The sequence below is a fragment of the Verrucomicrobium sp. BvORR034 genome, from assembly GCF_000739635.1.
Lineage (GTDB): Bacteria > Verrucomicrobiota > Verrucomicrobiia > Verrucomicrobiales > Verrucomicrobiaceae > Verrucomicrobium.
Genome location: NZ_BATQ01000049.1, coordinates 61226 through 84727, shown reverse-complemented (window position 1 = coordinate 84727; position 23502 = coordinate 61226). Strand labels below are relative to the sequence as shown.

The 23502-nt window shown below is 59.8% G+C and carries 24 protein-coding genes; 10 read left to right on the top strand and 14 right to left on the bottom strand.

Going from position 1 to position 23502, the window contains the following annotated elements:
• Window positions 1-12: 12 nt before the first annotated feature.
• Genes BV034_RS09085 through BV034_RS09075 form a run of 3 tightly spaced genes read right to left on the bottom strand, consistent with a single transcriptional unit; the run spans window position 13 to window position 2550 of the window.
• Window positions 13-567, bottom strand: a complete 555-nt coding sequence (locus BV034_RS09085; RefSeq protein WP_050026231.1) for a chemotaxis protein CheW — start codon at window positions 565-567, stop codon at window positions 13-15.
• A complete protein-coding gene (locus BV034_RS09080) occupies window positions 564-2075 on the bottom strand; it encodes a CheR family methyltransferase (RefSeq protein ID WP_050026229.1) in 1512 nt (503 codons plus the stop codon). Before BV034_RS09080 ends, BV034_RS09085 begins: the two co-directional genes overlap by 4 nt.
• Window positions 2065-2550 (bottom strand): chemotaxis protein CheW, encoded by a 486-nt coding sequence (locus BV034_RS09075; protein ID WP_050026228.1) that lies wholly within the window; start codon window positions 2548-2550, stop codon window positions 2065-2067. The genes BV034_RS09080 and BV034_RS09075 overlap by 11 nt, the downstream gene beginning before the upstream one ends.
• A 322-nt stretch (window positions 2551-2872) precedes the next feature.
• Between BV034_RS09075 and BV034_RS09070 the strand changes: the two genes are divergently transcribed.
• From BV034_RS09070 to BV034_RS09055, 4 genes are all read left to right on the top strand, one after another.
• Window positions 2873-3301: a response regulator gene (locus BV034_RS09070; protein ID WP_050026225.1), complete on the top strand. Its 429-nt coding sequence runs from the start codon at window positions 2873-2875 to the stop codon at window positions 3299-3301.
• Between the two features lie 96 nt (window positions 3302-3397).
• On the top strand, window positions 3398-3790 hold the full coding sequence (locus tag BV034_RS09065; RefSeq protein WP_050026224.1) for a response regulator: 393 nt from the start codon (window positions 3398-3400) through the stop codon (window positions 3788-3790).
• Between the two features lie 58 nt (window positions 3791-3848).
• Window positions 3849-4256 carry a rhodanese-like domain-containing protein gene (locus tag BV034_RS09060; RefSeq protein WP_050026222.1) on the top strand — a complete coding sequence of 136 codons (408 nt, stop codon included), beginning with the start codon at window positions 3849-3851 and terminating at the stop codon, window positions 4254-4256.
• Window positions 4257-4421: 165 nt separating this feature from the next.
• Entirely contained in the window at window positions 4422-4745 is a 324-nt protein-coding gene (locus BV034_RS09055) for an H-type lectin domain-containing protein (RefSeq protein ID WP_050026220.1), read from the top strand.
• Window positions 4746-4759: 14 nt separating this feature from the next.
• On the opposite strand, the gene BV034_RS09050 is transcribed toward BV034_RS09055, so the two are convergent.
• Genes BV034_RS09050 through BV034_RS09040 form a run of 3 tightly spaced genes read right to left on the bottom strand, consistent with a single transcriptional unit; the run spans window position 4760 to window position 7627 of the window.
• Complete coding sequence (locus BV034_RS09050) at window positions 4760-5167, bottom strand: type II toxin-antitoxin system death-on-curing family toxin (protein WP_050026219.1); 408 nt, start codon at window positions 5165-5167, stop codon at window positions 4760-4762.
• On the bottom strand, window positions 5164-5391 hold the full coding sequence (locus tag BV034_RS09045; RefSeq protein ID WP_050026217.1) for a hypothetical protein: 228 nt from the start codon (window positions 5389-5391) through the stop codon (window positions 5164-5166). The genes BV034_RS09050 and BV034_RS09045 overlap by 4 nt, the downstream gene beginning before the upstream one ends.
• A 55-nt stretch (window positions 5392-5446) precedes the next feature.
• Window positions 5447-7627 carry an ATP-dependent RecD-like DNA helicase gene (locus BV034_RS09040; protein ID WP_050026393.1) on the bottom strand — a complete coding sequence of 727 codons (2181 nt, stop codon included), beginning with the start codon at window positions 7625-7627 and terminating at the stop codon, window positions 5447-5449.
• Between the two features lie 156 nt (window positions 7628-7783).
• On the opposite strand from BV034_RS09040, the gene BV034_RS09035 reads away from it, so the two are divergent.
• Window positions 7784-8587, top strand: coding sequence for a TerC family protein (locus BV034_RS09035; protein WP_050026216.1), 804 nt, complete (start codon window positions 7784-7786; stop codon window positions 8585-8587).
• Window positions 8588-8638: 51 nt separating this feature from the next.
• Here BV034_RS09035 and BV034_RS09030 read toward each other — a convergent pair whose 3' ends face one another.
• From BV034_RS09030 to BV034_RS09020, 3 genes are read right to left on the bottom strand one after another with little or no spacing between them, the layout of a single operon-like run.
• Window positions 8639-9025 carry a hypothetical protein gene (locus BV034_RS09030; RefSeq protein ID WP_050026214.1) on the bottom strand — a complete coding sequence of 129 codons (387 nt, stop codon included), beginning with the start codon at window positions 9023-9025 and terminating at the stop codon, window positions 8639-8641.
• Window positions 9022-9543: a CYTH domain-containing protein gene (locus tag BV034_RS09025; protein WP_050026212.1), complete on the bottom strand. Its 522-nt coding sequence runs from the start codon at window positions 9541-9543 to the stop codon at window positions 9022-9024. The genes BV034_RS09030 and BV034_RS09025 overlap by 4 nt, the downstream gene beginning before the upstream one ends.
• Before the next feature lie 10 nt (window positions 9544-9553).
• Window positions 9554-10468 carry a hypothetical protein gene (locus tag BV034_RS09020; protein ID WP_265592800.1) on the bottom strand — a complete coding sequence of 305 codons (915 nt, stop codon included), beginning with the start codon at window positions 10466-10468 and terminating at the stop codon, window positions 9554-9556.
• Window positions 10469-10765: 297 nt separating this feature from the next.
• Between BV034_RS09020 and BV034_RS09010 the strand changes: the two genes are divergently transcribed.
• Together BV034_RS09010 and BV034_RS09005 are read left to right on the top strand one after the other, a co-directional pair.
• Window positions 10766-12280 carry a cellulose synthase family protein gene (locus BV034_RS09010; protein WP_050026208.1) on the top strand — a complete coding sequence of 505 codons (1515 nt, stop codon included), beginning with the start codon at window positions 10766-10768 and terminating at the stop codon, window positions 12278-12280.
• 208 nt (window positions 12281-12488) lie between these two features.
• Window positions 12489-13637, top strand: a complete 1149-nt coding sequence (locus BV034_RS09005) for a L,D-transpeptidase family protein (RefSeq protein ID WP_050026206.1) — start codon at window positions 12489-12491, stop codon at window positions 13635-13637.
• Window positions 13638-14078: 441 nt separating this feature from the next.
• Here BV034_RS09005 and BV034_RS09000 read toward each other — a convergent pair whose 3' ends face one another.
• A complete protein-coding gene (locus BV034_RS09000) occupies window positions 14079-16646 on the bottom strand; it encodes a bifunctional serine/threonine-protein kinase/formylglycine-generating enzyme family protein (RefSeq protein WP_050026204.1) in 2568 nt (855 codons plus the stop codon).
• A gap of 68 nt (window positions 16647-16714) precedes the next feature.
• Window positions 16715-17467, bottom strand: coding sequence for an outer membrane lipoprotein-sorting protein (locus BV034_RS08995; RefSeq protein ID WP_265592799.1), 753 nt, complete (start codon window positions 17465-17467; stop codon window positions 16715-16717).
• A gap of 90 nt (window positions 17468-17557) precedes the next feature.
• Between BV034_RS08995 and BV034_RS08990 the strand changes: the two genes are divergently transcribed.
• From BV034_RS08990 to BV034_RS08980, 3 genes are all read left to right on the top strand, one after another.
• Complete coding sequence (locus BV034_RS08990) at window positions 17558-18604, top strand: glycosyltransferase family 39 protein (protein ID WP_050026194.1); 1047 nt, start codon at window positions 17558-17560, stop codon at window positions 18602-18604.
• 103 nt (window positions 18605-18707) lie between these two features.
• Window positions 18708-19415: a glycosyltransferase family 2 protein gene (locus BV034_RS08985; protein ID WP_050026192.1), complete on the top strand. Its 708-nt coding sequence runs from the start codon at window positions 18708-18710 to the stop codon at window positions 19413-19415.
• Between the two features lie 129 nt (window positions 19416-19544).
• Complete coding sequence (locus tag BV034_RS08980; RefSeq protein ID WP_009964013.1) at window positions 19545-20492, top strand: hypothetical protein; 948 nt, start codon at window positions 19545-19547, stop codon at window positions 20490-20492.
• Window positions 20493-20522: 30 nt separating this feature from the next.
• On the opposite strand, the gene BV034_RS08975 is transcribed toward BV034_RS08980, so the two are convergent.
• Genes BV034_RS08975 through BV034_RS08965 form a run of 3 tightly spaced genes read right to left on the bottom strand, consistent with a single transcriptional unit; the run spans window position 20523 to window position 23431 of the window.
• Window positions 20523-21311, bottom strand: a complete 789-nt coding sequence (locus BV034_RS08975) for a hypothetical protein (RefSeq protein ID WP_050026190.1) — start codon at window positions 21309-21311, stop codon at window positions 20523-20525.
• Between the two features lie 36 nt (window positions 21312-21347).
• Window positions 21348-22496 (bottom strand): lipid-A-disaccharide synthase, encoded by a 1149-nt coding sequence (lpxB, locus tag BV034_RS08970; RefSeq protein WP_050026188.1) that lies wholly within the window; start codon window positions 22494-22496, stop codon window positions 21348-21350.
• Complete coding sequence (locus BV034_RS08965; protein WP_009964017.1) at window positions 22493-23431, bottom strand: Gfo/Idh/MocA family oxidoreductase; 939 nt, start codon at window positions 23429-23431, stop codon at window positions 22493-22495. The genes lpxB and BV034_RS08965 overlap by 4 nt, the downstream gene beginning before the upstream one ends.
• Window positions 23432-23502: the final 71 nt, after the last annotated feature.

Below are 23502 nucleotides of genomic sequence, written 5' to 3'. Positions count from 1 at the left end.
AAACCTGGCAACTTACATTTCCTCATGGATCACGATGCCGGGATCCGCCATGACCCGGGCCAGATCAATGACGATGAGACAGTCTGCAGTCACGCCTTTGAGGAACTGGGCCTGAATGCCGGGCATCGCAGGCAGGGTCGTCTGAAGCTTACCCACCGGTAGTGTCACCATGCCGGTGACCACATCGGCAAGAAGCCCAAACTCCAGATCATTGCCCTGCACCAGGATCACACGATGCAGGTCTGTGATGCCGCGGCCCGGCAGATCGAAAAATCGGCGCAGATCCAGCACCGGGAGGATCCGCCCCCGCACGTTCACCACGCCAGCGACAAACGAGGGGGCGCAAGGCAGGGGAGACAGATCCTTGAGGGGATATACCTCACGTACAAATTTCGCCTCCACCGCATAGCGCTCGGATGCCAGGGCAAATTCCAGCACATGCAGCAAGGTGTCCGGTGCCACCGGTGATTCCGGCACCCGGGCCAACTCCTGCGCCCTGGCCCGGAGCGTCACCCGGTCAGCCTCAGCAGCCTGAAGGTCATCGTCTTGATGGATGGCAGCATTCATGAGTGAAGCGATTCTTCAGGCACCAGTGAGGCAATCGTCTCCATGAGCCGACCGGCCGTAAGGCCGTCCGACTCCGGCAGCAACTGATCATGGGGCAGTTCACGCAACAAACGCGTTGCCTGGATAAAATGCCGCGTGGCGTCCCGATGTCGGTGGGCTCCTAGAGCCAGATGCCCCATGGCAAAGTGGGCAAGAACGAAGTCTGGATCCAGATACAGAGCCTTGCGAAAGGAGACCCGCGCCTGAACATGATCCCCACTCTCCATGAGCACCATGGCACGCAGATAGTGACTGGCCCGGTTCATCTTGTCCGAGGCAATCCAAAGGTCACACCACTCCAGGGCTTCCGTCAGCCGGCCCTGATTCCCCAGCGACCTCGCCAGCAGCCCAAAGATCTCCGCCTGTTTCTTCGCTGGCTCTGCCAGTGCCAGCAGCATATCCGTCGCGCTGACATATCGTCCCGCCTGGAAGTGGGCAAGCGCTGCCTCGAAGCTGAGCGGCGCGGGCTCCTCATGAGACGGGGTAGAGTGTCCCTTGGACGACGTCAGCACGGGAGGGCTGACGGGCCGTGGGGATTCAGGTTGCATCGCCTCATACGCATGCCCGTGCCAGAGTTCCGTCGTGGCGCTCTCCCGCGATGCTTCGTGATGATCCTCCTCACTCGGCTTCTCATAGAAGGACAGCCCCCCATGGGAACGATGTATCCAACCTGGAAAATTCACCGCCGATGCCTCCGTTGGACTCACGCATAGAGTGCCTCCCACCACGAGACAATGCCTGACCCGCTCAATCACTTTGCTGATTTGCAACGGAGTAAAGTACATCAGGACATTCCGACACAACACCACGTCCATCGCGTTGGTATCTGTGGCGATGGAGGGATAGATGTCTTCCACCAGATTAAGATGGGCAAAGCTCACCAGGTCCTGCAATTCAGGAAGGATCTGATAGCGGCCCGGTCCCACCGGAGTGAAATATTTCTGTTTCACTGCCGCGGCCACTTCACGAAAGGACCACTCTCCATACACACCGCTGATCGCGTGCTTTAGGAACTTGGCATTCACGTCGGTGGCCAGGACGGTGACCTGCCATTTCTTCAAGTCAGGCAGCAACTGTGTGATCAAAATAGCCAGGGAATACGCCTCCTCTCCCGTACAACAACCCGCGCTCCACAGCCTCAGACGCTGCTCACTGCCCCGCCGCTCCCGAATGATCGCAGGCAACACCTTTTCCGCCAGGTATTGAAACGTTCGGGCATCACGGAAGAAATAGGTCTCACCGATGGTGAGATGATTCGCCAGCAGTTGCAGCTCCTTCTTTGCGGTGGGCTCCGAGAGCACCCGCTCAGCAAGAACTCCCGCATGATCCAGCCCCAATTCCGATGCAGCACGCCCCAGTCCACGTTCAAGATCGGGCCACCGCGTCTCAGGGTATGAAAGCCCCAGCCGGTCTGCCACCAGTGCGCTAAGTCGCGCCCAGTCCACGTTCTTTGCCAGACTACGCGTCATAGGCCCCTCTCCCTCCAGCGGCAGTCCTGTCCAATGCCAGTTCTTGATCCGGGGTCAGGCACCTTTCCAGATCGCAGATGACGATCAAACCACTCTCCAGTTTCACAAACCCTTGCACCGCCCCTTTGCCATCGATCATCTCATCTGCCTTCAAAATCATCTCCACAGCCACGTCGGTCACTTCCTCCACATCATCCACCAGCAACACCAGTGCACGGTGGCTGGAGTGCGCCAGAACAAAATGATCCGACACCCGCACGCTCCTGACGCTGGCGCTATCCTTGCGGAATTTTTGGCGCAAACTGATCACTGGCCTCATTGCACCTGCCACATCCACTGCACCAACAACCACTTCAGGGAGCTCGGGAATGGGGGTGACTTCCACGGCTCTCACCACTCTCTCCACATTTTCCAAAGGCAATCCATAACGGGATCCGTCGAGAGAAAACACCACAAGCTGGGAGGTGAGACTCATGCGGGATTGCGTCCATCCTCAATACGCGGTGGTCGGCCCTCGTTATTTGCCGCCCCTCAGTTCGGAACGCTCAAATCGCCAGATTTTCCCACACGTCATCATTTAAAACGATCCCTTCCCCGTCTGGCAAGGAATGTTTTCAGAACCAGTTTGGACAGGGTTCTCAGTGCATCCAGGATGAACAGCTTAGCATGATCCACACCACGAATTCGATGTATTTAATTTATATGGAAAAAATAACCACCTAATTGAATTGAAGTTTTGCATTACATAGCCAATACTTTCATCAGATTATTTTTGTACTGCAACCTGCTCGTTCGCCATGTTGGTACTACTGGTTGAAGACAATCCGGCTGAAGCCCGGCTGACACAAGAAGCGTTGCAGGAAACCGGATTCAAATATGATCTCCAGATTGTATCCGACGGCGAAATGGCCACGCAATTCCTTCGTAGGGAATGCGGCTTTTCCGAAATGCCCACCCCAAACCTGATCCTTCTGGATTTAAATCTTCCCCGCAAACACGGCCGGGAAGTACTGCAAGAGATCAAGTCCGACCCTCTGCTTTCCTTCATTCCCGTAATCGTCGTTTCCAACTCCCACGCGCCGGATGACATCAACGAAGTCTATCGTCTCCAAGGGAACTGCTACCTCACCAAATCTGCCGATCTGGACGAGTTTTTCTCCGCCATCAAAGCCCTCGCAGAGTTTTGGTTGAGCAAGGCCAAACTTCCAGGGGACTTCAATCGCTAGCTCGAACGCTCCACTCATTTAGCCAGTCTAATACGTTTAGCTTTTTCATTACCCGACATCCATCAGCCCATCCAAGACCCAGCACCTTTTCCCGTTATGAACACCAAGCGCATTCTGATCGTTGACGATGACATGCCACTGGCCCAGTCGTTGAAACTGAACCTCGAAGACACCGGCCTATTTGAAGTCTGGATTGAAAACCACCCTGCCCGGGCTCTCGCGACGGCCAGAGCATTTTCACCCGAGCTGATCCTGCTGGACTACATCATGCCGGGGATGGATGGCGGCGACGTCAGCTCCCTCCTGCATCAGGACCCATACCTCTCTCACGTACCGGTCATCATGATCACAGCGCTCATCTCCAACAGCGAGACAGGTGAAGCCGGCGTGGTCTATCGCAACGGACACTACATGGTGGCCAAGCCCATCAAGTTCGACAATCTCCTCCATTGCATCGAGACCTCGCTCAAGCCCGAGGCTGTCGCCTGAGCCGATCTTGAACTTTCCTGGCAATTGCACGGGGCACATCCTGTCGTAGGATGTCTGCATGCACCGTCGCACCGCTCTCGCCATACTGGTCTGCACACTCGCCTTGGGTCTCCCGAGCCGGGGCGCCGATCCCAAGTCTGTGCCGTCACAACCATTGGACGTCGATCCCGCAGAGGCAGAAAAGCTCATCCGTGAAGGAAAAGTCACAGTCATCGACGTGCGGACCAAAGATGAATTTGACGAAGGTCACATCGCCGGGGCGAAGAACATCGATATCAAGAACGCTGATTTTGAAAAACAGCTCAGCACCCTGGACAAGTCCAAATCCTATTTGGTCCACTGCCAGGCTGGCGGCCGCAGCAAGGCCTCGATGAAGATCTTTGAAAAACTCGGTTTCCAATCCATCTACCATCTCAACGAAGGCATCATGGGGTGGGAAGAAGCGGGCAAGCCGCTCCAGAAGTAGCGCCAGCCCCTCGTGACGCAGGTCACAGAGCCGGGCAGAACCTGTCGCCGCGGGTTCAAACTATCTGTATTCTTCTGACGTACAGGTCCGCATCTTGCTTGTTCAGTGCTCGGGCTGAGCTCTCCCGCCAGCCCGACTCACCACTCATTCTATCGATCACGCTTCATGGAAACACTTGTCCAGCCTTGGAAAACTTTCTCTGCAACCCTTGGCCTGGGAGTTCTGAGCGAAGGCTGGAACCTCGCAGCGGCGCCCGATCCGGGAACCGCTCGTGTCTTCACCGTTGAGATACCTTTCGCCGAATCCTTTGCGAATCCACCGGTGGTGCACGCAAGCCTCACCGGATTTGACATGGACCACGCCTACAGCGGCCGGCTCAGCCTGAAAGTCAGCGACATCACCCCTTCAGGTTTTTCCGTGAACCTGCACACCTGGGAAGACACCCGGGTCTATGCCGTCGAATTGAGCTGGTTCGCCATCGGGGCGTAGCCAGCGCTGAGCGACTATTCCTGTACCAACAATTCTTGAAGACGTTTCGTGGTGTCTTCGCGGCTCAAGCCTCCAGACGCCACATCAAGCACCATGGATTCCCATGCATCAATAGCATGGCTGGTGATTGCGTCGTCTGGAAGCAATCCGTTTTGTTCGAGGAAAACCAAACAGGAGGCGAGCGCCACCCGCTTGTTGCCATCAATGAAGGCATGATTGCAACACAGGTAGTATAAATAAGCTGCAGCGATTTCCATCGCATCCGTGAACATGGGTTGCCCCATCATGGACGCCTGGGGTGCCGCCACAGCGGATTCCAGCAAGGCTTCATCTCGAAGTCCGGGAGATCCGCCATGAGCAGCCAGAACTTCCTGATGAATGGCTTTTACCGATTCAACGGTCAGAAAGGTCCAAGCGATCATGACAGCCGCCTGAACACTTCAGAGTTCCGTGAAATGATCCGCTTTGCAGCTGCTGCAGCATCTTCGGTACGGATGGATTTGCGCAGCGGCGTAAGCGTAACCGTCCCGCCTTCATGCACTTCCACGTTCACCTTGTCCCCAACTTGAAAATGAGCCATGTCCATCAGGGCAGCATCGAAAATGAGGCCCTGTGAATTTCCGATTTTGGTAATCGTCTTGACCATGCCGTAAAACTACGTTTTACGACGCGATTTCGCAAGGGAAACTTCGTGACGCTGGTCAAGCCTTCAGCCTTGCCCCCAGTCCCGTCCACCTCTCCCGTGCCCCGGCCTGCCGGGCGGCCATACCCAGGGCCTTGGACTCTCCCACCACGACCACGAGCTGCTTGCCCCGCGTCACCGCCGTGTAGATGAGGCTGCGCTCCAGCATGACAAAATGCGCCATGGCGAAAGGGATGACCACACAGGGAAACTCGCTGCCCTGGCTCTTGTGGATCGTGATCGCATAGGCAAGCTGCAACTCGTCCAATTCGCCGGGCTCGTAGGCTACTTGTCGCCCTCCGTCGAATAGCACCGTGATTTTCACCGGCTCACTTTCGATGCTGGCAATGCGGCCGATATCACCGTTGAACACCTCTTTGTCATAGTTGTTCCGGATCTGAATCACCTTGTCCCCCGCCCGATAGACCTGGCCAAATCGCTCGACCTCAAACCCCATCTCGCTGCCGGGATTCAGGGCTTTCTGCAACACCAGATTCATGGACCTCGTGCCTAGCAGATTCCGGTTCATGGGGCACAGCACCTGGATGTCCCGCACGGGATCGAATCCATAGCGGGCGGGCAAACGGTCACGGACCAGAGAGACAATCGTATCCTGAATCTCCTGCCCTTCCCCCCGTTCGAGAAAAAAGAAGTCCCCATCCGCCGCCGGCTTCAGGTCCGGCAACTGCCCCTGGTTGATGGCATGGGCCGCGGTGATGATGCGACTCTCCGCTGCCTGCCGGAAGATCTCCGTGAGCCGCACGCTGGGGATAGCTCCACTGACGAGCAGACCATGCAGCACCGCGCCCGGCCCCACCGAGGGGAGCTGGTCAGCATCCCCCACCAGCAGCAGATGCGCCTCCTTGGGCAGGGCCGCCAGGTACTGCGCCATGAGCGGCGCGTCCATCATCGAGCATTCATCCACGACAAAATAGTCACCATCCAGCGGCTTTAGAGCGTTGCGCCCCCAGACTCCCTCCCCTTGGAACTCCAGCAATCGATGCACCGTCCGCGCCTCGCGACGCGTGCTCTCTGCCAGACGCTGGGCCGCCCGGCCCGTCGGCGCCGCCAGCACCATCTGCACCTTTTTGGCTCCTAGAACGGTCAGCACCGTGTTGACAATGGTCGTCTTTCCCACCCCCGGTCCGCCGGTCAGGATCAGCACCCGCTCCCGGAGCGCCCGCTCCACCGCCTGGCGCTGACTGGGCGCAAGCTGCCGTCCCGTCTTTTCCTGCGCCCACTCCAGGGCCTTTTCCATTTCTATTTCCGGGAACCGTGCCGGACGGGACGCCAGTTCCAGCATCCGTTTCGCAATGGATTGCTCGGCGCGGTACAGGGGTGAGAGGAAGATGCGCAGGCCGTCCTCCGCCTGCTCGGAAACGAGGGCCGGTTCCCGGAGCATCTCGCTCAGGACGTTTTCCACCAGCGCAGGATCCACGCCCAGGATCTCGCCAGCCTGCTGCTTCAGCACCGCTTCTGGCAGACAGGTGTGCCCCGCCTCAGACGCCTTTTCCAGCGCAAACATCAGTCCCGCCCGCAGCCTCTGCGGTGCCTCCGGAGCAATCCCCATCTGCCCTGCAATCTCATCCGCCGTCTTGAATCCCACCCCGTGAATGTCCATGGCGAGTCGGTAGGGATTCTGTCGCAAGACCTCCACCGCCTCCTCGCCATAGGTCTTGTGGATGCGCAATGCCCGGGCCGTGCTGATGCCCCGCTCATGCAGGAACACCATGATGTCGTGGATGGACTTCTGCTTCATCCACGAATCGCGAATCTCCTGCCGGCGCTTTTTGCCGATGCCCTCCACCTCCTCCAGCCGGGCGGAGAAGTTCTCGATGATGTCGAAGACTTCACTGCCAAACTTCTCCACCACCCTTTGCGCATACTTGGGCCCGATCCCATCGATCAGCCCGCTGCCCAGATAGCGCACCAGACCATCCGAAGAGTCGGGCCGGGAAAGGCGGATGCTGGTGGCCTTGAACTGCCGGCCGTAATCCGCACTCTGCACCCACTCCCCCGTGGCCTCGATCCGCTCGCCAGCCACCACCCGGGGCGTTTTCCCCAGCACCGCCACCACCTCGTTGCCCCGGTCCGGACGAACCTTGAGCACGCAGTAACCCGACTCCTCCGTGTGATAAGTCACCCTCTCCACCAGCCCACGAAGCCGGGCATGCTGCGGGTGGGAGGTGTGGGCGGGCATGCCCAGACCTTTCCGCATCCCATTTCGAGATTCCAGAGAAACTTCACCTCCCCCCGGCACAACATCTGCCCCCAGTTTCGGCAATCCAAAGATTTCTCCGGGTAAGTTTTGAGTTTGTCGTTTGCAGTCTCCATCATCTTCCCTACTCTCGCGCGCATGGAACTCCTGGCTGCCCTCCCCCTCTTCGACTTCTCCTGGGTCTCGCAACCCGAAGCATGGATCGCCCTCCTGACGCTTACCGTGCTGGAGATTGTGCTCGGCATTGATAACATTGTCTTCATCAGCATCCTGGTGGACAAGCTGCCTGCCGCGCAACAGCCCCGCGCCCGTTTCATTGGTCTCGCCCTGGCGATGGTCACCCGCATTCTCCTGCTGTTCTCCATCACCTGGGTCATGTCACTGAAGGACCAGCTGTTCAGCGTCTTCGGCCATGGTATTTCGGGCAAGGACCTCATCCTCATTGGCGGCGGGTTGTTCCTCCTCTTCAAGAGCACGCACGAGATTCACGCCAAGATCGAGGGTGACCCCGAGGGAGACGTGGAGAAGAAGGCGGCAAAGGGTGCTGCTTTCGGCATGATCCTTTTCCAGATAGCGATGCTGGACATCGTGTTCTCCCTCGACTCCGTGATCACAGCCGTCGGGATGGCCAAGTCCATCATGGTCATGGTCATCGCCGTAATGATAGCCGTGGGCTTCATGATGATCTTCGCCGGAGCCGTGAGCAACTTCATCAACCGCCATCCCACCATCAAGATGCTGGCGCTGAGTTTCCTCATCCTCATCGGCGTGATGCTCATGATCGAAGGCCTCGCCCCTGCCAAGGCGCATGACCTGCACCTCAAGAACTACATCTACTTCGCCATGGCCTTCTCGATCATGGTGGAGCTACTCAACATCCGCGCCTCCCGCAAAAAGGGACACGGGGCCAAGCACCCGGAAATTCCCAACAAGGCAGCCTAAGCCAGCCTTCCCTGGAGGCGGATCATATCCCGCCTCCGGGCCTCCGGCTCATCAATCGAAAAGGGCCCCCACCGCAGAGAACACGCCTTCTACAATGATGCCGAACAAGTCGGCACTGTGAGTGGCGTCCAGTCCATCCAGAATCTTTGAGAGCGTCCGACGGATGCCAAAGATGGCAAAGCAGAAGAAGAGCAGGGCGAGCGCCGCTAGCAGGAAGCCCCATCCGTACAGCTCCGAGGAGAAGGTGTACCAGCTCCCACCGGCCGAGGCCAAGGCCAGCACCGCCGAGCACCACCTTGCCCAAGCCGGAGCCACCTGCACCTTCAGCTTCAGCATTTCCTCCCGGGTCGGAACATGCCCCTCCCGTCGGCCCATCCGCAAGCCAGCCCGTTGGGCATTGCGTACAATCCGCTCCTCCTGCCGTGTCAGCTCACTCACGGCAGCAATTCGGGATTCGACCGCACATCGAACTCCATGTCTCTCAGACGAGTCCCGCCCCACTCAGAGTACGGATGCTCCGCCAGACGCGAGTTGAAGTACCGTGGGTCATGGGAAACTTCCGTCCCCGCCCAGGATGGCTTGTCGAAAGGCGTGTCCTCAGAAGGCAGCTCAATCTCTGCCACCACCAGCCCGGCATTGTCCCCGTGAAATTCATCGATCTCCCACACAAACCCTCCATGAGCCCGGAGATACCGGGTCTTCTCAATGAGGGGAGGAAGACACATCTGCAGCATCAGTTCCGCATCTGCTGGAGGCACGGCGTACTCAAACTCAGCCCGGGAGAGTCCGGAGCGGGCACCTTTGATGGTCAGGTAAGCTTGAGAGCCCGCCAGGCGGATTCTCACCGTGCGCTCTTTGTCGCGACACAAGTACCCCTGCCTGTAGGCTATCCCAGGGGGGCCCGACCGCCAGAGGGTGGAGCAAACCAGGAACTTTCGCTCGATCTCAACTCCCATGGTCTAGCCCCTACTTTTTGGGCAACTGCTCCTGCACCACGAGGGAAAGCAGCTTGGCTTTCTCTTGCAGATCCTTCACCTCGGGGAGCGTGAAGGCCTTTCCTTCCGGCACATCCAGCAGCGGCAGCATCGCCGCCAGGCCGTCGTGCAGGTCTTTGATGTAGGGCTGTTCCTGCACGGTGGGGTGCAGAGACTCCAGGCTGGCCAGGAAATATTCCACGATGTCAGCCCGGCCCAAGTTGCGGCTTTTTTCTTCGCTGTAATTGGAGGCCACCGCCTGCGTGCTGATCTCAAAGGCCCTGAGCCATCCACCGAGGGAGATCAGATGAGCCACGTCGGCATCACGAAGAAGTACCATCTCCGCCTCCACATCCGCTTGGGTGGACGCCAGCTCCTTGCGCAGCGTGTCCCAGTCGCCCTTGATGCTGTTCTCCAGCAGGCTCTGGCTGTGCTTGTTGATCCGCATGCCAGCACCCAGCGCTTTGGCGTACTTCAGCAGGGCCCGGCCCACATTGTCCATCTCCTCGATCTTTTCGCACTGCACGACCAGAAAGCCGTCCCCAATCAGCACCCCCAGCCCGAGAGCGATGAGCACGCGATCCGAAGGGGCTTTGTCACTGATCGGGCGTTTGAGCTGGTCATAGGGCAGCGTGCCCAAGGCGTCCAGCTGGTCAAAAATCTTCCGGATCGAAGGCGTGGTGAATTCGTTGACGCCAAACTCCTCGCGGATGTGCTCATTGCCGACCAGATCCTCAGGAACCACGGCCTTGGTTTTGGCTGGTTTGCCAGCTGCCTCCTCCTTGCCCTTGCCCGTCTTCGCCTTTTCCTTCTCCTGGGCCTGTGCCATTCCACCAAGCGCCACGGACGCCATCAGCAGACCGCCTACGAGGCGCTGACTGACGTTGCCTTCAAACCATGTTCTCATGCCGCGCATCCTAGGCGGACTTTTCAGGATTGCCAATTTTTCTGCATGGCAGGAAGGGGATGGCGGACGGCCAGTGGGAAGCATAGCGGGGTTCGACATGAATCGCCTCGAAGTGTTGTCGAAGTCTTGGCCAAAATCGAGAAGTCGGCTATTGTGCGCACAGTTCCTGCTGGAGGGAGAAGGAGTCACCTCCAAGTGGGCTATTGTTGCGTCGGAAATGCCACTTGACGACGCCCCAGCCCTTAACATCCTTCCGTTTCCGTTTTTCGTGCTCTGCCTCAACGACTAAATCTCTATATGACCGATTGGAATGTGACCCTCTGGCTCGTGTGCTATGTGGCCGTGTTCCTGGGATTGAGTATTTTCGGAGCCCATCGTTTGCGCATCCTCTGGCTGTACTGGCGTCACCGCAAGGCTGAGCCCCAGGTCACCAGCACCTTTGAGACTCTTCCCCTCGTCACCATCCAGCTCCCGCTGTTCAATGAGATGCACGTGGTGGATCAGCTGCTGGATGCCGTCAGCCAAATCGACTACCCGCAAGATCTACTGCAAATCCAGATCCTGGATGACTCCACCGACGACACTACCCAAGTCTGTGAAGACGGCGCCTCCCGGCTCCGCGCACGCGGCTTCGATGTCGAATACCGCCACCGCGACAACCGGACGGGCTTCAAGGCTGGTGCGTTGGAAGAGGCCATGCCCACCGCGAAGGGCGAGTTTCTCCTGATTTTCGACGCCGACTTTCTTCCGCCCTCTGACCTGTTGCAGAAGATGATCCACCACTTCAGCGACAAGAAAGTAGGGATGGTGCAGGCACGCTGGGGGCACATCAACAAGCGCGACAGCCTGTTGACCCGCCTTCAGGCCATGATGCTCGACGGCCACTTGGTGCTTGAGCAGACGGCCCGCAGCCGCGGCGGATTCTTCCTCAACTTCAACGGAACGGCAGGCATCTGGCGCAAATCCACGATTCTCGACGCTGGCGGCTGGGAGCACGACACGCTCACCGAGGACATGGACCTCAGCTATCGCGCCCAGATGAAGGGCTGGCGCTTTGTCTATCTCAAGGACATCCTCGTCCCGGCCGAACTCCCGCCAGACATGGATGGCTTCAAGAGCCAGCAGCACCGTTGGACAAAGGGAAGCATTCAGGTGTGCAAGAAGATCCTCGGTACCGTCTGGCGCAGTGAGGAACCCCTCTCTGTCAAACTCGAAGCGACGGCCCACCTGGCAGCCAACTTTGCCTACCTGCTCATGTTTGGGGTGGTCATCCTGATGTACCCCGCCAACTTCGTCTTCCAGAACTCCTGGCAGAAAGCGGTCTTCCTGGACCTCCCCGTCTTTTTCTTCGCCAGCCTTTCGGTCATCCTTTTCTACCTCACTGCCCAAGGTGCCCAGCGCCCCTGGGGCTGGCTCAAGGCCCTCCCCTATTTGCCTCTCCTGCTGGCACTGGGCATCGGAATGTCCATCAACAACGGCAAGGCCGTCCTGGAGGCGCTCTTCAACCAGCAGTCCGAATTCGTTCGCACGCCCAAGTACGGTCAGCAGACCGCTCCGGTGCGCAAGCGCAGCAAGTACAAGGCCGCCCGCTCCGTCACCTTCTGGATCGAGTTTGCCCTTGCCGGGTACTTCTCTTTCCTGGTCATCATGGCCCTGATCAAAGGCCAGTGGATGTCGGTCCCCTTCTTGGCCATGTTCCAGTTCGGGTTCCTCTACGTCGTGATCGGCTCCATGAGCAAATGGTGGAGTTTCCCCACCCTGTTCCCCCCGGCTCCCCCTGAGGAACCTTCCCAAGATCCTGCTGTGGCTTGAAGTTGGCACAAATTTCGCTATCGTATTTAATCACGGGAGCGGTTGTGCGAAATTGATGGAAAAATTGAGCAACTTTTGCTCCCGGACCACTTATCCGCGCCACCTCTTCCGGTGGAGCGGGTCGGAAACCAGACATCCGGCTTGCAATTCCATTAACATCGCTTAACTAGTTTACCGTCCTCCAGTTGTGAATCACCGGCTCTCGCGCATGAACTTCCGTCGCCTGTCTTCCAACCTGACCCGTTCACTCTGGGTCGTAGGAACAGCCACTCTGCTGAGTCAATGCACGACCAGCAAGGTGGACCGGAACGCCAATGTGGTCGTGAGCGTGAAGGAACAGAAGCTCGCGCTCTACTCCAGCAGTGGACAGCGTCTCAAGGAATACCCGGTTTCCACTTCCAAGTTTGGTTTGAATGACAAGCCCGGGGCCTATGGCACCCCGCTCGGTCGGCATGAGATTGTGGCCAAGATCGGCCAGGGTGTGAAGCCCGGATCCGTTTTCAAGAGCCGCCAGCTCACTGGGGAAGTGCTCAAGCCTGACGCCCCAGGCCGTGATCCCATCGTCACCCGCATCATGTGGCTGCGCGGGATGGAATCGCAGAACAAGAACGCCTACGGACGCTGCATCTACATCCATGGCACGGCGGAGGAGCGCAACATCGGCAAGCCAGTCAGCTACGGTTGCATTCGCATGAAATCCAGAGATGTGGTGGACGTCTTTGACCGCACCAGCATCGGTTCCAATGTCCTCGTGGTGGAAGGCAAGCTCCCAGGCCATGTCCCGGCTGCGATGCCTTCTCCTCTGCCCGCCACTCCAGAGAACGCCCCTCCAATTTTCCTGAGCCCGAATCCCAACATGCAGGGACCTCTCGGCAAGCCTGAGGGTACCGAGGCCATGCTGGCACAATCGAAACAGACTACACCAGCCACCGCGCCCGCAGTTCCGGTTTCTGGTAGCCCAGCGGTTGCACCCACCAGCCCCGCTCCAGAACTGGCTGCCAACACTGCCGCTCCCGCCAAGCGATCCCTCTTCAATTTTGGCAACATGCTGCGCCGCTTGAGCCCAGAAGAAGACACCGTGGTCGCTCCTACGCCCATCCCAACGCAGGCCGCCCATACTCACGCTCCAGCAGTCGCCGCGGCTCCCAGCCACGGCTCCGCCTCCCCTGCCCTCGCTTCCGAAGACGAGGCCCCCGTCCCTGGCAGTGAATCAAGCTCAGGCAACTTTGCTTCCCGCCGCCTCCAGAGCGGAGCCACCGTCATCTATTCTGCCGCCAGCGGCACTCCCGCCACCCCGGTGGTGCTGAAGTCCAAGCGCACAACACCTCAGAAAAAGGTCGCCAGCGCCACGCCTTGATTTCGGCTCATGAGCCGGTAGCGCCAACAGACCTCCTAGGCGCACCGCCACAGGAACACTCGTAGCTGCGCTTCGTAAGAACGTGGTCAGGCCACTCGCCACCCAGCGCTTCCGCTCGCCCCACAAGGCCGCCCCGACCTTCCGCACGTGCAGCTACAAGCTTCCTCCGCACGGCCCCATTCAGTCGTGGCTGCGTTTGTAAAAACGCGGTCAGGCCACTCGCCACCCAAAGCCTTCGCTCAGCCCACAAGGCCGAGCAACCCATCCGCACTTTGACAAGTGCAGCTACAAGCTTCCCTCACATGCCCCCTCAGTCGTGGCTGCGTTTGTAAAAACGCGGTCAGGCAACGCGCCCCCAGTACCTCCGCTCAGCCCACAAGGCCGCGCCACCTTTCCGCACTTTCACAAGTGCAGCTACAGGCTTCCCACCCGTGCCCCCCCCTACTTCTCAGTCGCCGCCGTCTTCCCCGCATCCACCGGCACATCCCTTGCCAGCACCATCCGGAAACCAATCGTATCCCGCCGGGCATTGACCGGAGTCGCCATCCTTGCAGAAGACAACAGCTCATCAGGATTCGAAGTACGCCAGTTGCCTCCTCGCACCGTACCCATCGGCGTCGCCCCCGCCTGCTTTGCCGCGGCGTTGTCGTAGTCGGTGTCCACCCATTCGCTGACGTTCCCGGCCAGCCCGGTGAAACCCTTCTTGTTCATGGGCAGCGACGTCACCACGCCGAGCGCCGGATAGCGATCATCATAGTTGGGAATCGTCGCCGTGAGGTTCATGCGACGAGCCCCTGCCTCGTCGGCAAAGTTGTCGATCCCACGCGGAGGCGGCCAGTCATATCCCCAGGGATAGACGCCCCGGATGCGGCTATTGCGCTCCGCGGGATCACGCCCGCGCTCCAGCGGCAGTCCCACCGCCCGGCTCCATTCTTCATCCGTCGGGAGGCGATAGCGGTCGCGTTTTTCGATCAATCCGAGTTCACGCTCCTTCTGGGTAAGCCATTCACAAAAGCTGCGCGCTTCAGCCCGGTCGACCGCCACGACCGGAAAGGCCGCGCCCTTTTGCTGCTCGGGGGCCGTGCCTGGTCGACGCGCATTGGTCGCTTTCACAAATTCAGTATAGTCACGCCGCCGCGTTTCAAAGGCGGCCATCAAGATGTCTCCGAGGGGGATGAACTTCAGACCCATCGAGTTTCGCCACTCCCGCCCATAGGTCACGTTGCGGCGCGCCTCCATGTCGGCATAGAGTTCGAGGAGCTCATTTTCACTGACGTTCCCCTCCAGCACAAAATCGGTCAGCCCCTCACCCTTGAGATCATACTCGACATCCCCCGTTCGCACACGAGGCAGTTCCAACGGCGTGATACCCAGCAATTCGTCGCGCTGAAAGACCCTTACCCCGCTCGGATTGGTCCGCACCAACACGCTGCCATACCCCTGCCGCTCCACTCGCAGGGAGAACGCCAGTCCCTCCCGCGGCTCGTCCCGGTTGTTGTCCACACCCGGCACGCCATCCAGATCTGGCGGAGCCCCTCCGCCTTCCGCATACGGCAGGGGTTCGATCTCGTAGTGGTGTTCGTTGGCGAGAAATCCCTTGGAACGGTCCGCGTCCGCCAGCCAGTAGCGGAACGCCTCAATATCGCCGGGAGGCACCACCACGATGTAGATCGGATTTTTCTCTCCCCGCAGCAGATACGGCACCACCCGGCCCTCAAAGGGGCGCCCAGTGGCCTTAAGGAAGGCATCGAAGGCCTTCATCTCTACCGGACGCTCACTGGCATGCCCCGCCTGACGCGGCAAAAAGGCCATGCTCAGACTGTTCACCCATCGCTCACCCGGTTGCGGCAGCTTGGAAGGTTCGAGTTTCAACTCATAGGTGGTGGGCGCTTTCTTGTCCGCCCGATGCTCCACCTCTTGCAATCGAAAGCCCGCCAGTCGTAGTTGATAGATCGCCGGCACGCCTTCGGATGGGTTCAGCGACAAAGGCGTGACCCCCAGCTTGAGCCCATTCGAGTACACCTCCGCCCCCGGCGGATCGGTGCGCAGATTCAGCAACGGCTCCGCCCGGCGCAAGGAGGCCTTCACTGGCTCCTGTCGTGCCACCCAGGCCCCCAGCCCCACCAACAGAAGAGCCAGCGCTGCCCCCGCCATCATCAGTTGTTTGCGCCTGGCACCGCGTTCGGGCACACGCTGCCCCTGAAGCGCCAGCACCATATCCTGGGCAGAGGCATATCGTTCCGTCGCGTGCTGGGCGCAGGCCCGGCAGATCACCCGATGAAGCAACCGCCACTGCTCCATGCCCTCACCCGTCTCTTCCGCACTTGGCAGATCGGGGAAATCCAGCCGGTCTTTGCCGGTGCTAGCCTCGTACAACACCATCCCCAGCGAGAAAATGTCTGACTGTGCGGTCCCCGGTCCTTCCGGTGCCACGAAGCCTTCTGTACCAACAAAGCTGCGCTGCCCCAGCAGCGCCACCAGTCCGATGTCTGCCAATCGGCAGACTCCATCGATGAAAATCAAGTTCGACGGTTTCACGTCGCGATGGATGAGCCCGTGCTCATGCATGAAGTGCAATGCGTCCGCCACCGTCTCCCCCAGTTTCAGGCACTCTGCCGCCTTGAGCCGCTTCGTCTTGTGCATGCGCGCCGTCAGCGTGAGGGAGCGGTAGGTCTCAGGATCGATGTCCCTCCCCCGCTCCACATCATCGGCCAGCTCCATGACGTAGTAGTAAAAGCCTTCCTGGTCGTTGCGTCCGACCTGAAGGATCGGAACCAGGCCAGGGTGCCGTCGCGAGACAGGCTCGTAGCGTTTGATGGCCTCGAACTCACGCTCGAAGGCTTCGGGATAATCGTAATCCGCCCGCCAGACCACCTTCACTGCCCGCAGCGCCCCGGTCACCCCACGCGCCAGCCACACCTCCCCATAGGCTCCGCGTCCGATCAGACGCAGGGTCTCATGGTCATGGATGCGAGGGCGGCTACGATCGCTGGAAGTAAATGGATTCACGATTCCTTGGTCACATTACGCAGCCGTATGCCGGTTTGTTCAACACCGGTCCACGGGGCAAGTTGCCCTCAGCCCGCAGGATCTTCAATCTCCAGGTACGTGATGCCGTTCACCTTGTTCTTGTCCGTGTCATACGACTGTACCCGCATCTGTTTCAAGATATAGGCGTCTTTGTACTTCTGCCCTTTACGGACCAGAAACTCCTTCTGCAGTTTCCCCTGTTGGTCATAGGCCCGCATTTTCATCATCGCGCCACTCTCCTGATCCACCCAGATGCGTACTTGGCGGTAGGGTCCACGGTTGTCAGGATTGACGACGTGGACCACCCAGCAGGTTTGAAAGCTCACCTTCTCCGCCCCGACCAGCTCCGGCTTGGGCCAGTACAGGAAGCGCATGGAAAGGTCTTCGTAGTTCAAATGGGTGCCCTTCACCTTCTCTGAGTAGAGCGAAACCGGCATCTCCACCTTCCCCGAGCTGTTGGTACGGGTCAGCTTGGTGCCATTTTCCTTGAGGTCCAGATTGATGATCTCCTTCGATCCGCCCGTGAAAGAAAAGCGGATCACATTGTCAGCCATGGTCAGATCAAACGGAACTTCCTCACCCGTGTCGTTGTTGCGCAGCTTGCCTTTGAGATTCTTCAGGTCCTGGAGGGCTTGGCTCATGCGGACGAGGCGCAGGATGTCCTCCCCTGCTTTCACCTTGTCGGCACCGTCCGCTGCGGCAGGTTGCTGGGCACGGGCGTTGCCCACGGGCGCCATCACCCCCAGACTGCAGGTCACGATGGCAATTAACGGCGCGAGAAAGAAGAATCGGGGGGTCATGGATACTTTTGTTGGAGGCGGCTTTTGACAGCCAGCCGTGAGCATTTACTCAAAGACAGAGGCCCTGCCAGAAAGTCTGCACGTGAACGCATGAACCGCCAACGTTTTCTCCTGCCTGCCATGGTCATCCTGACCCTGGCGCGGAGTCTGTTGCTGCCCATGTCCGGCCTCACGTCTCTGGAAGAATACGTGCTCCGTTGCGCCCACGAGCCTCTGACATGGCATGAGGGGCTCGGCCCGCTGCTCCCCTGGCTGGTGAAGATCAGCACCACCGCCTTTGGAGAGGGGTCCTTCGGCGTGCGGTTCTTCTCACCCTGGATCATCTTTGCCGCCGGGTGGCTGCTCTGGGAACTGGCTCGCGGCCTTTTCGACAACACCACAGCGTCTTGGGCCCTGCTCCTCTTCCAGGTGATTCCCGCCGTCAATATCGCCGCCACCACCATGACCCCCACCACCCTGGGGCTGGCCGGGTCAGTGGGCGTGCTCGCGGCGCTCAGACTCGCCCTGCATCGCACCCATCCCTGGCACCTGTACTGGTGGATCCTGGGCTGCGGGCTGCTGGCCCTGTCCTTGGTGGACTGGCGCTTCGCCATGCTCGGCGTCGCGGGCTGCGCCAGCATGGCGCTCACCCAGCGGGGCCGCCGGGCCCTGACCAAGTGGCCGGTGCTCCCCGTTCTCGGAGGCTTTCTCGTGGTGGCGATCATGCTGTTCTATCTGGGAAACTCGCGGAATGGATGGGCTGGTCTCAACCATTTGCCCATGGCACCCTCTTCCGATGGGGTGGACATTTTGCTGCACCTGCTCGTGGCCTGCACCCCTCTTCTGCTCATCGCCTTCGGCTGGGTGCTGGTGCGTAGCGCCCAGAGGCGCAGCATGACCTACCACATGGCCTTTGTTTATGCCTTCATGTGGCCCCTGCTCACGCTGGACATGCTCATCTGGCGCAGCCTCCCATGGCCCTGTAGTGGCAGCGGAGCCTGGCTTGCCCCCGCGTGCATGCTGCTGGCCCACCTGTCGCTCACCTATGAGCCCGCCCCTCCCCGGCTGAAAGTGGGAATTCGCAGCTTCACCGTGCTGGCCGCAGCTGCCCAGTCCTGCTGGCTGGTGAAGGGCACATGGCTCATCCTGCCCTTCTGATCGGATCGAGTTCCTCTCGTTCAACCTGACAAGCTTGTCATGTTCAGGCTGCAACGAACTTTTCGCTTGCCTCCGCCTTCCCGCACGGCAGGGATAGCCGCCCATGTCAGACATCCACCCGCAGATTTCCGTCGTCGTTCCCCTCTACAACGAGGAGGAGAACGTCGCCGAACTTCAGCAACAGCTCAGCCGGGCTCTGGCAGGCCATCCACACGAACTCGTCTTTGTGGATGACGGGAGCACCGACGCGACGTCCGCGAACGTGCAGAAGTCCGACCAAGTTCGCCTCATCTGTTTCCGCAAGAACTCCGGCCAGAGTGCCGCCATGTATGCCGGGATCATGGCAGCGCGCGGAGAGGTGATCGTCCTCATTGACGGCGATCTCCAAAATGATCCTGCGGACATCCCCGCCCTGGTAAGCAAACTGCACGAAGGCAGCTACGATCTCGTCTGTGGCTACCGCGCCAAGCGGAAGGACACCGCCTTCAAGCGCCTCCAGAGTCGCATTGCCAATGCCGTGCGCAGCCGCTTCATCGGTGATGGCGTGCGCGATACCGGATGCTCGCTCAAAGCCATGCGTCGAGAGTGCCGCCGCGCCCTGCTGCCCTTCAACGGCATGCACCGCTTCATCCCCGCGCTCATCCGGCACTCAGGTTACAAGATCACAGAAGTGCCCGTGAATCACCGCCCCCGCATTCATGGAGTGAGCAAGTACACCTTTGCCAACCGAGCCTGGCGCGCCACCAAGGATATGGTGGGTGTGAGCTGGCTTCTGAGCCGGATGGTAAAAATTGATGCCGAGGAGCGATAACCTCGCTCATCAGAGCGTTAGTTGCAGTGCCACTCCCTGTACTACTGGGAGTTGATTGACTGCATCGTTGGATTCGTTCTTGACTCAACTCCCGCAGTCAGCATTCTCGGCAATAGTTTGTTCCAATCCATGAGCCTACGTGAACAGCTGCGGGAGATCCTGCCGCAAATCCTTCCTTCAGATCCCGCGGAGGCCATCAAAGGCACCGAGTTGATCCGTCTTGTGCGGTTCCGTCTGGGGGATGAGTACAGCGACGCCACCCTGCGCTACCACTTCTCCATCCTCTCATATGATCCGGCCTCCCCGATCGCGAAGGTGGATCAGGGGCAGGGGTATTACATGCGGCTTGGCAAAACTGAGTCGCGTTCCGGAGCACCGCATCTGGGCATGTTCAGCCAGATCGATGACGTGCAGGATCTGCAGAGCATGCGCTTTGCCCGATTCCGAGCCATCGTGGAAAGACACTGCGTCAACGGAGCCCGTTACCCCTATCTTCTCACCGAGCCTCCGGGAAACAACTGGGAGCTGCCGGATGTGGTGGTGACGGACTGGGACTTTGAGACGGACAACGACGACACCCCTCGTCTGGATGAGACGATGCTCAGCCTCAAACGGCACCTCGGAGTCACCACGGTGCGTCTTTCCGCCGTTCAGTTGAAACTGGAGGCCACGCTGGCCACCTGCAACGCCGACTTCTTCCAGGCCATGAGCGCCACCCGCTGGGCCAACCACGGTGAGATCTGGATTGCGGACAAGGTGAGCGATGAAGCCCTCGTAGAGAGTCTGCGGGTGCTGGGCCACCAGTATGGCGTGGGCGTCACCAGCTTCGGGCTCGACCTCACCCTGCTGGACGAGCTGCCCGGCCCAGATGAGATCCGGCGCATGACGGCATCAGAGTTTGAGTCCCTCCAGACGCTGCTCAAATTTCAGCGGCTCTCCGTGGGCACCTCCCGCCCCCATCTGGACTGGCTGCACCTCGCCGCCCTGAAGAAGAAGCACGAAAGCCTCGCCGGCATGCTGGCCTGGCTCAACAGCTGCCTGGAGAACCGCAAGCCGGTCTGGCCCGGACGAGAGTAAGTTCCACGAACCTCAACTCCCCCTGCCCGTCTACTGGGCCGCCTTCCGGATCTCGGCCGCCATCTCCTTCAAGTCCGGGAGGGTCGTTTTCGCCGTTACCGTGACTTTCGTGTAGGGCACATCCTTCCAGACGTCCGGCAGCCGGAACGGCTCCGGTGGATTCCCTGAAGTCAGCGCAATGATCTGTGTAAACTTCAGGTCGCTGATCGTCACGTGGTGCGCGGCCTGCCAGCATCCGTTCGCATCATCGCGGGTGGACAGTCCATTGGGCGCGGCCAGAAAGACAATCGTGCGGGGCTGAGGATCACCTGCGAAGCTGTGAGCAATGCCGAGGAGGGCGGCAGGCGGGGCCGCTTCATCAGGAGCGTTGGCCTCGGTGGTGTCCAGCGGTGCCAGCACCAGCACCGCCTCCTCCGCTTTGGCTTTGCCCATCAGCGGCACCATGATGTTTTCCATCGTCTTGTCTCCCGCCGTGAACTCCTGTCTCACCACTCCGTGTCCCATGTTGTCCGGGCCCATGGTGGACTCCATGAACGCGGCAGCCGCCTCCAGGTTCTCGGCGTGACGCAGGGAACGCTCCCCCAGATCCCTGCCCAAGATGCGCTGGTACCGCTCAAAATCAGGCGTGTTCAGGTCGCGCCGGAGAATGGCCGCAAACTGCGAGGGCTGCACCTCAGGCTTGTTCTTCTTGTTGAAGTAAAACACGAAAGACAAAGCCCCCATCAACACCAGCCCCCAGGGCAATCCGCTGACAAAAAGACGCACCAGACGTCCTGAAGGGGTGATCTGGGAGGCTGGATCTGATTCTTCCTGGTTCATGGATTCGAGGATGCTCGCTGCAAGGACATTCTTATCTTACGCTTTGACTGGGGCCTGCGCCACCTGCTCCCAGACGGCCTGCGCAGCCCTTTGGTAGGCACCGCCCTCTCCCAGTCGCCCCACGGTCTCCCGCAGGTCCTGGAGCAGGCTTTTCCGGGCCTCGCCCTCGTCCATCAGTTCCAGCACGCCTGCGGCCAGCGGCTCGGGGCGGAAGTCGCCCTGCACCATCTCCTTCACCACCTGACGTCCCGCCAGGATGTTCACGATGCCGAGGAACTTGATACGCATCACCGCCCTGCCCACCACGTAAGTGAGCGGGTTGACTTGATACACCAGAATGTAAGGCATGCCAAAACAGGCAGACTCCAGTGTCGCCGTGCCACTGGCCACCACGCCCACCTGCACCTGTTGCATGAGATCATACACGGTGCCGATCTCGATCCACTCCTTCGCTTCCGGGAAGCCCACAGCGTCCGCCAGCTCCTGCATGAGACCTGCCAGCCTGGCATTGGCTGCACTTACCACGAACCGTGTCCCCGGCCGCTGCGATTGCAGGCGTTGGGCCGTCTGGATCAAGGTCGGGAAAAGGCGCCGCACTTCATTGGCGCGGCTTCCGGGAAAGAACCCCACCAGGTCCAGCTGACGCGAGATGTTTTTGGTCAGGGATTTGACGCGGTCCACCATGGGATGCCCGGCAAATTCCGTCTTGAGACCACTCTTCTCATATAGCTCCTTCTCAAACGGGAAGATGCAGATCATCAGATCCAGCAGTTGAGCCATCGTCTTCACGCGGCCCTTCTTCCAGGCCCACACCTGCGGGCTGATGTAGTAGATGATCGGGCGGTCGTAGCCGGCGTCGCGGAGAGACTTTGCCAGACGCAGATTGAAGCCGGGATAGTCCACCAGGATCACCGCATCCGGTTTCTCGCGGGCCACAATGGCCAGGGCATCGGCCATCTTCTGCTTGAACCAGCCGTAAACCTTGAGGACCTCCCAGAGGCCCACCACACCGGCATCCTCCACCCAGTCGAGCATGGCGTCACCGCCCACCTCTTTCATCTGGGGGCCACCGTAGCCGTAGAACCGCACCTCTTCCCCACCCGAAAGTTCGAGGAGACTGCGCATCAATCCGGAGCCGTGCGTGTCCCCGCTGATCTCGCCCGCCAGGAGAAAAAGCTTTCTCATGACAAGTGCACCGGCTCGTTCTTCTCAATGGCCTGCGTGATCAAAATCGCCAGCTTAAGCGCCTCTGTTCCCTGCTGCCCGCTCACCACCGGCGTCGCGCCCTGCCGGGCACAATCCACGAAGGCGGCGAGTTCCAGCTTGAGGGGCTCATCCTTCTCCACCGGCACATCCTCACGGGCGATCCCCATGCCCTCGCGGCGATACATGTGCCCGGACTGCTCCTGGTAGTCGAGCGAGATGTAGCCTTCCCCGTGGAAGACCTGAATCTTCCGCATCTTCTTGTCACTCACGCGGCTGGAGGTGACGTTGGCCACACAGCCATTGGCGAAGCGCAGGCGCGCATTGGCAATATCCTCCCGCCGAGTCAGCACCGGCACTCCCACAGCATCCACGCTTACTACGGGCGAGCGCACAAGGTGCAGAATGATCTCAAGGTCATGGATCATCACATCCAGCACCACGCCGATGTCCATGCTCCGGTTCGGGAAAGGAGAAAGCCGGGTGGCCTCAATGAAGCGCGGCTGTTGCATCCGGCTCTCCAGTTGCTTCATCACCGGGTTGAATCGCTCAATGTGCCCCACCTGCAGCACCAGCCCCTTTGCATCCGCCAAAGCCACCAGTTCTTGAGCCTCGGTGAGGGACTCGCTGAGCGGTTTTTCCACCAGCACGTGCTTCCCCTGCTCGAGCAGGAAGCCCGCCACCTGACGGTGGGCAATGGTGGGAACCGCCACCGCCGCAGCGTCCACTTCCGCGGCGAGTTCTTCCAGAGTGGTCACCGCCTTGGCACCGTAGAGGGACGCCAGCTCTTCGGCGCGAGCCCGGTCCAGATCATAGATCGCCGTCAGTTGCGCCCCGGGCAGACCAGACAGCACGCGGGCGTGGTTCTTCCCCATGGCACCGACTCCGGCGACTCCAACTTTGATACGATCACTCATGTGTCGCGCATGTTGGCCAGCGGGGGATGCAGCCGCAAGTGAAAAGGGGTGCGGCGAAAGGCCGCCTATCC

Bases quoted from the DNA above. Each gene is read 5' to 3' on its own strand.
- BV034_RS09085 (WP_050026231.1), bottom strand. From the start codon at position 567: ATGAATGCTGCCATCCATCAAGACGATGACCTTCAGGCTGCTGAGGCT.
- BV034_RS09080 (WP_050026229.1), bottom strand. From the start codon at position 2,075: ATGACGCGTAGTCTGGCAAAGAACGTGGACTGGGCGCGACTTAGCGCA.
- BV034_RS09075 (WP_050026228.1), bottom strand. From the start codon at position 2,550: ATGAGTCTCACCTCCCAGCTTGTGGTGTTTTCTCTCGACGGATCCCGT.
- BV034_RS09070 (WP_050026225.1), top strand. From the start codon at position 2,873: ATGTTGGTACTACTGGTTGAAGACAATCCGGCTGAAGCCCGGCTGACA.
- BV034_RS09065 (WP_050026224.1), top strand. From the start codon at position 3,398: ATGAACACCAAGCGCATTCTGATCGTTGACGATGACATGCCACTGGCC.
- BV034_RS09060 (WP_050026222.1), top strand. From the start codon at position 3,849: ATGCACCGTCGCACCGCTCTCGCCATACTGGTCTGCACACTCGCCTTG.
- BV034_RS09055 (WP_050026220.1), top strand. From the start codon at position 4,422: ATGGAAACACTTGTCCAGCCTTGGAAAACTTTCTCTGCAACCCTTGGC.
- BV034_RS09050 (WP_050026219.1), bottom strand. From the start codon at position 5,167: ATGATCGCTTGGACCTTTCTGACCGTTGAATCGGTAAAAGCCATTCAT.
- BV034_RS09045 (WP_050026217.1), bottom strand. From the start codon at position 5,391: ATGGTCAAGACGATTACCAAAATCGGAAATTCACAGGGCCTCATTTTC.
- BV034_RS09040 (WP_050026393.1), bottom strand. From the start codon at position 7,627: ATGCCCGCCCACACCTCCCACCCGCAGCATGCCCGGCTTCGTGGGCTG.
- BV034_RS09035 (WP_050026216.1), top strand. From the start codon at position 7,784: ATGGAACTCCTGGCTGCCCTCCCCCTCTTCGACTTCTCCTGGGTCTCG.
- BV034_RS09025 (WP_050026212.1), bottom strand. From the start codon at position 9,543: ATGGGAGTTGAGATCGAGCGAAAGTTCCTGGTTTGCTCCACCCTCTGG.
- BV034_RS09020 (WP_265592800.1), bottom strand. From the start codon at position 10,468: ATGAGAACATGGTTTGAAGGCAACGTCAGTCAGCGCCTCGTAGGCGGT.
- BV034_RS09010 (WP_050026208.1), top strand. From the start codon at position 10,766: ATGACCGATTGGAATGTGACCCTCTGGCTCGTGTGCTATGTGGCCGTG.
- BV034_RS09005 (WP_050026206.1), top strand. From the start codon at position 12,489: ATGAACTTCCGTCGCCTGTCTTCCAACCTGACCCGTTCACTCTGGGTC.
- BV034_RS08995 (WP_265592799.1), bottom strand. From the start codon at position 17,467: ATGACCCCCCGATTCTTCTTTCTCGCGCCGTTAATTGCCATCGTGACC.
- BV034_RS08990 (WP_050026194.1), top strand. From the start codon at position 17,558: ATGAACCGCCAACGTTTTCTCCTGCCTGCCATGGTCATCCTGACCCTG.
- BV034_RS08985 (WP_050026192.1), top strand. From the start codon at position 18,708: ATGTCAGACATCCACCCGCAGATTTCCGTCGTCGTTCCCCTCTACAAC.
- BV034_RS08980 (WP_009964013.1), top strand. From the start codon at position 19,545: ATGAGCCTACGTGAACAGCTGCGGGAGATCCTGCCGCAAATCCTTCCT.
- BV034_RS08975 (WP_050026190.1), bottom strand. From the start codon at position 21,311: ATGAACCAGGAAGAATCAGATCCAGCCTCCCAGATCACCCCTTCAGGA.
- lpxB (WP_050026188.1), bottom strand. From the start codon at position 22,496: ATGAGAAAGCTTTTTCTCCTGGCGGGCGAGATCAGCGGGGACACGCAC.
- BV034_RS08965 (WP_009964017.1), bottom strand. From the start codon at position 23,431: ATGAGTGATCGTATCAAAGTTGGAGTCGCCGGAGTCGGTGCCATGGGG.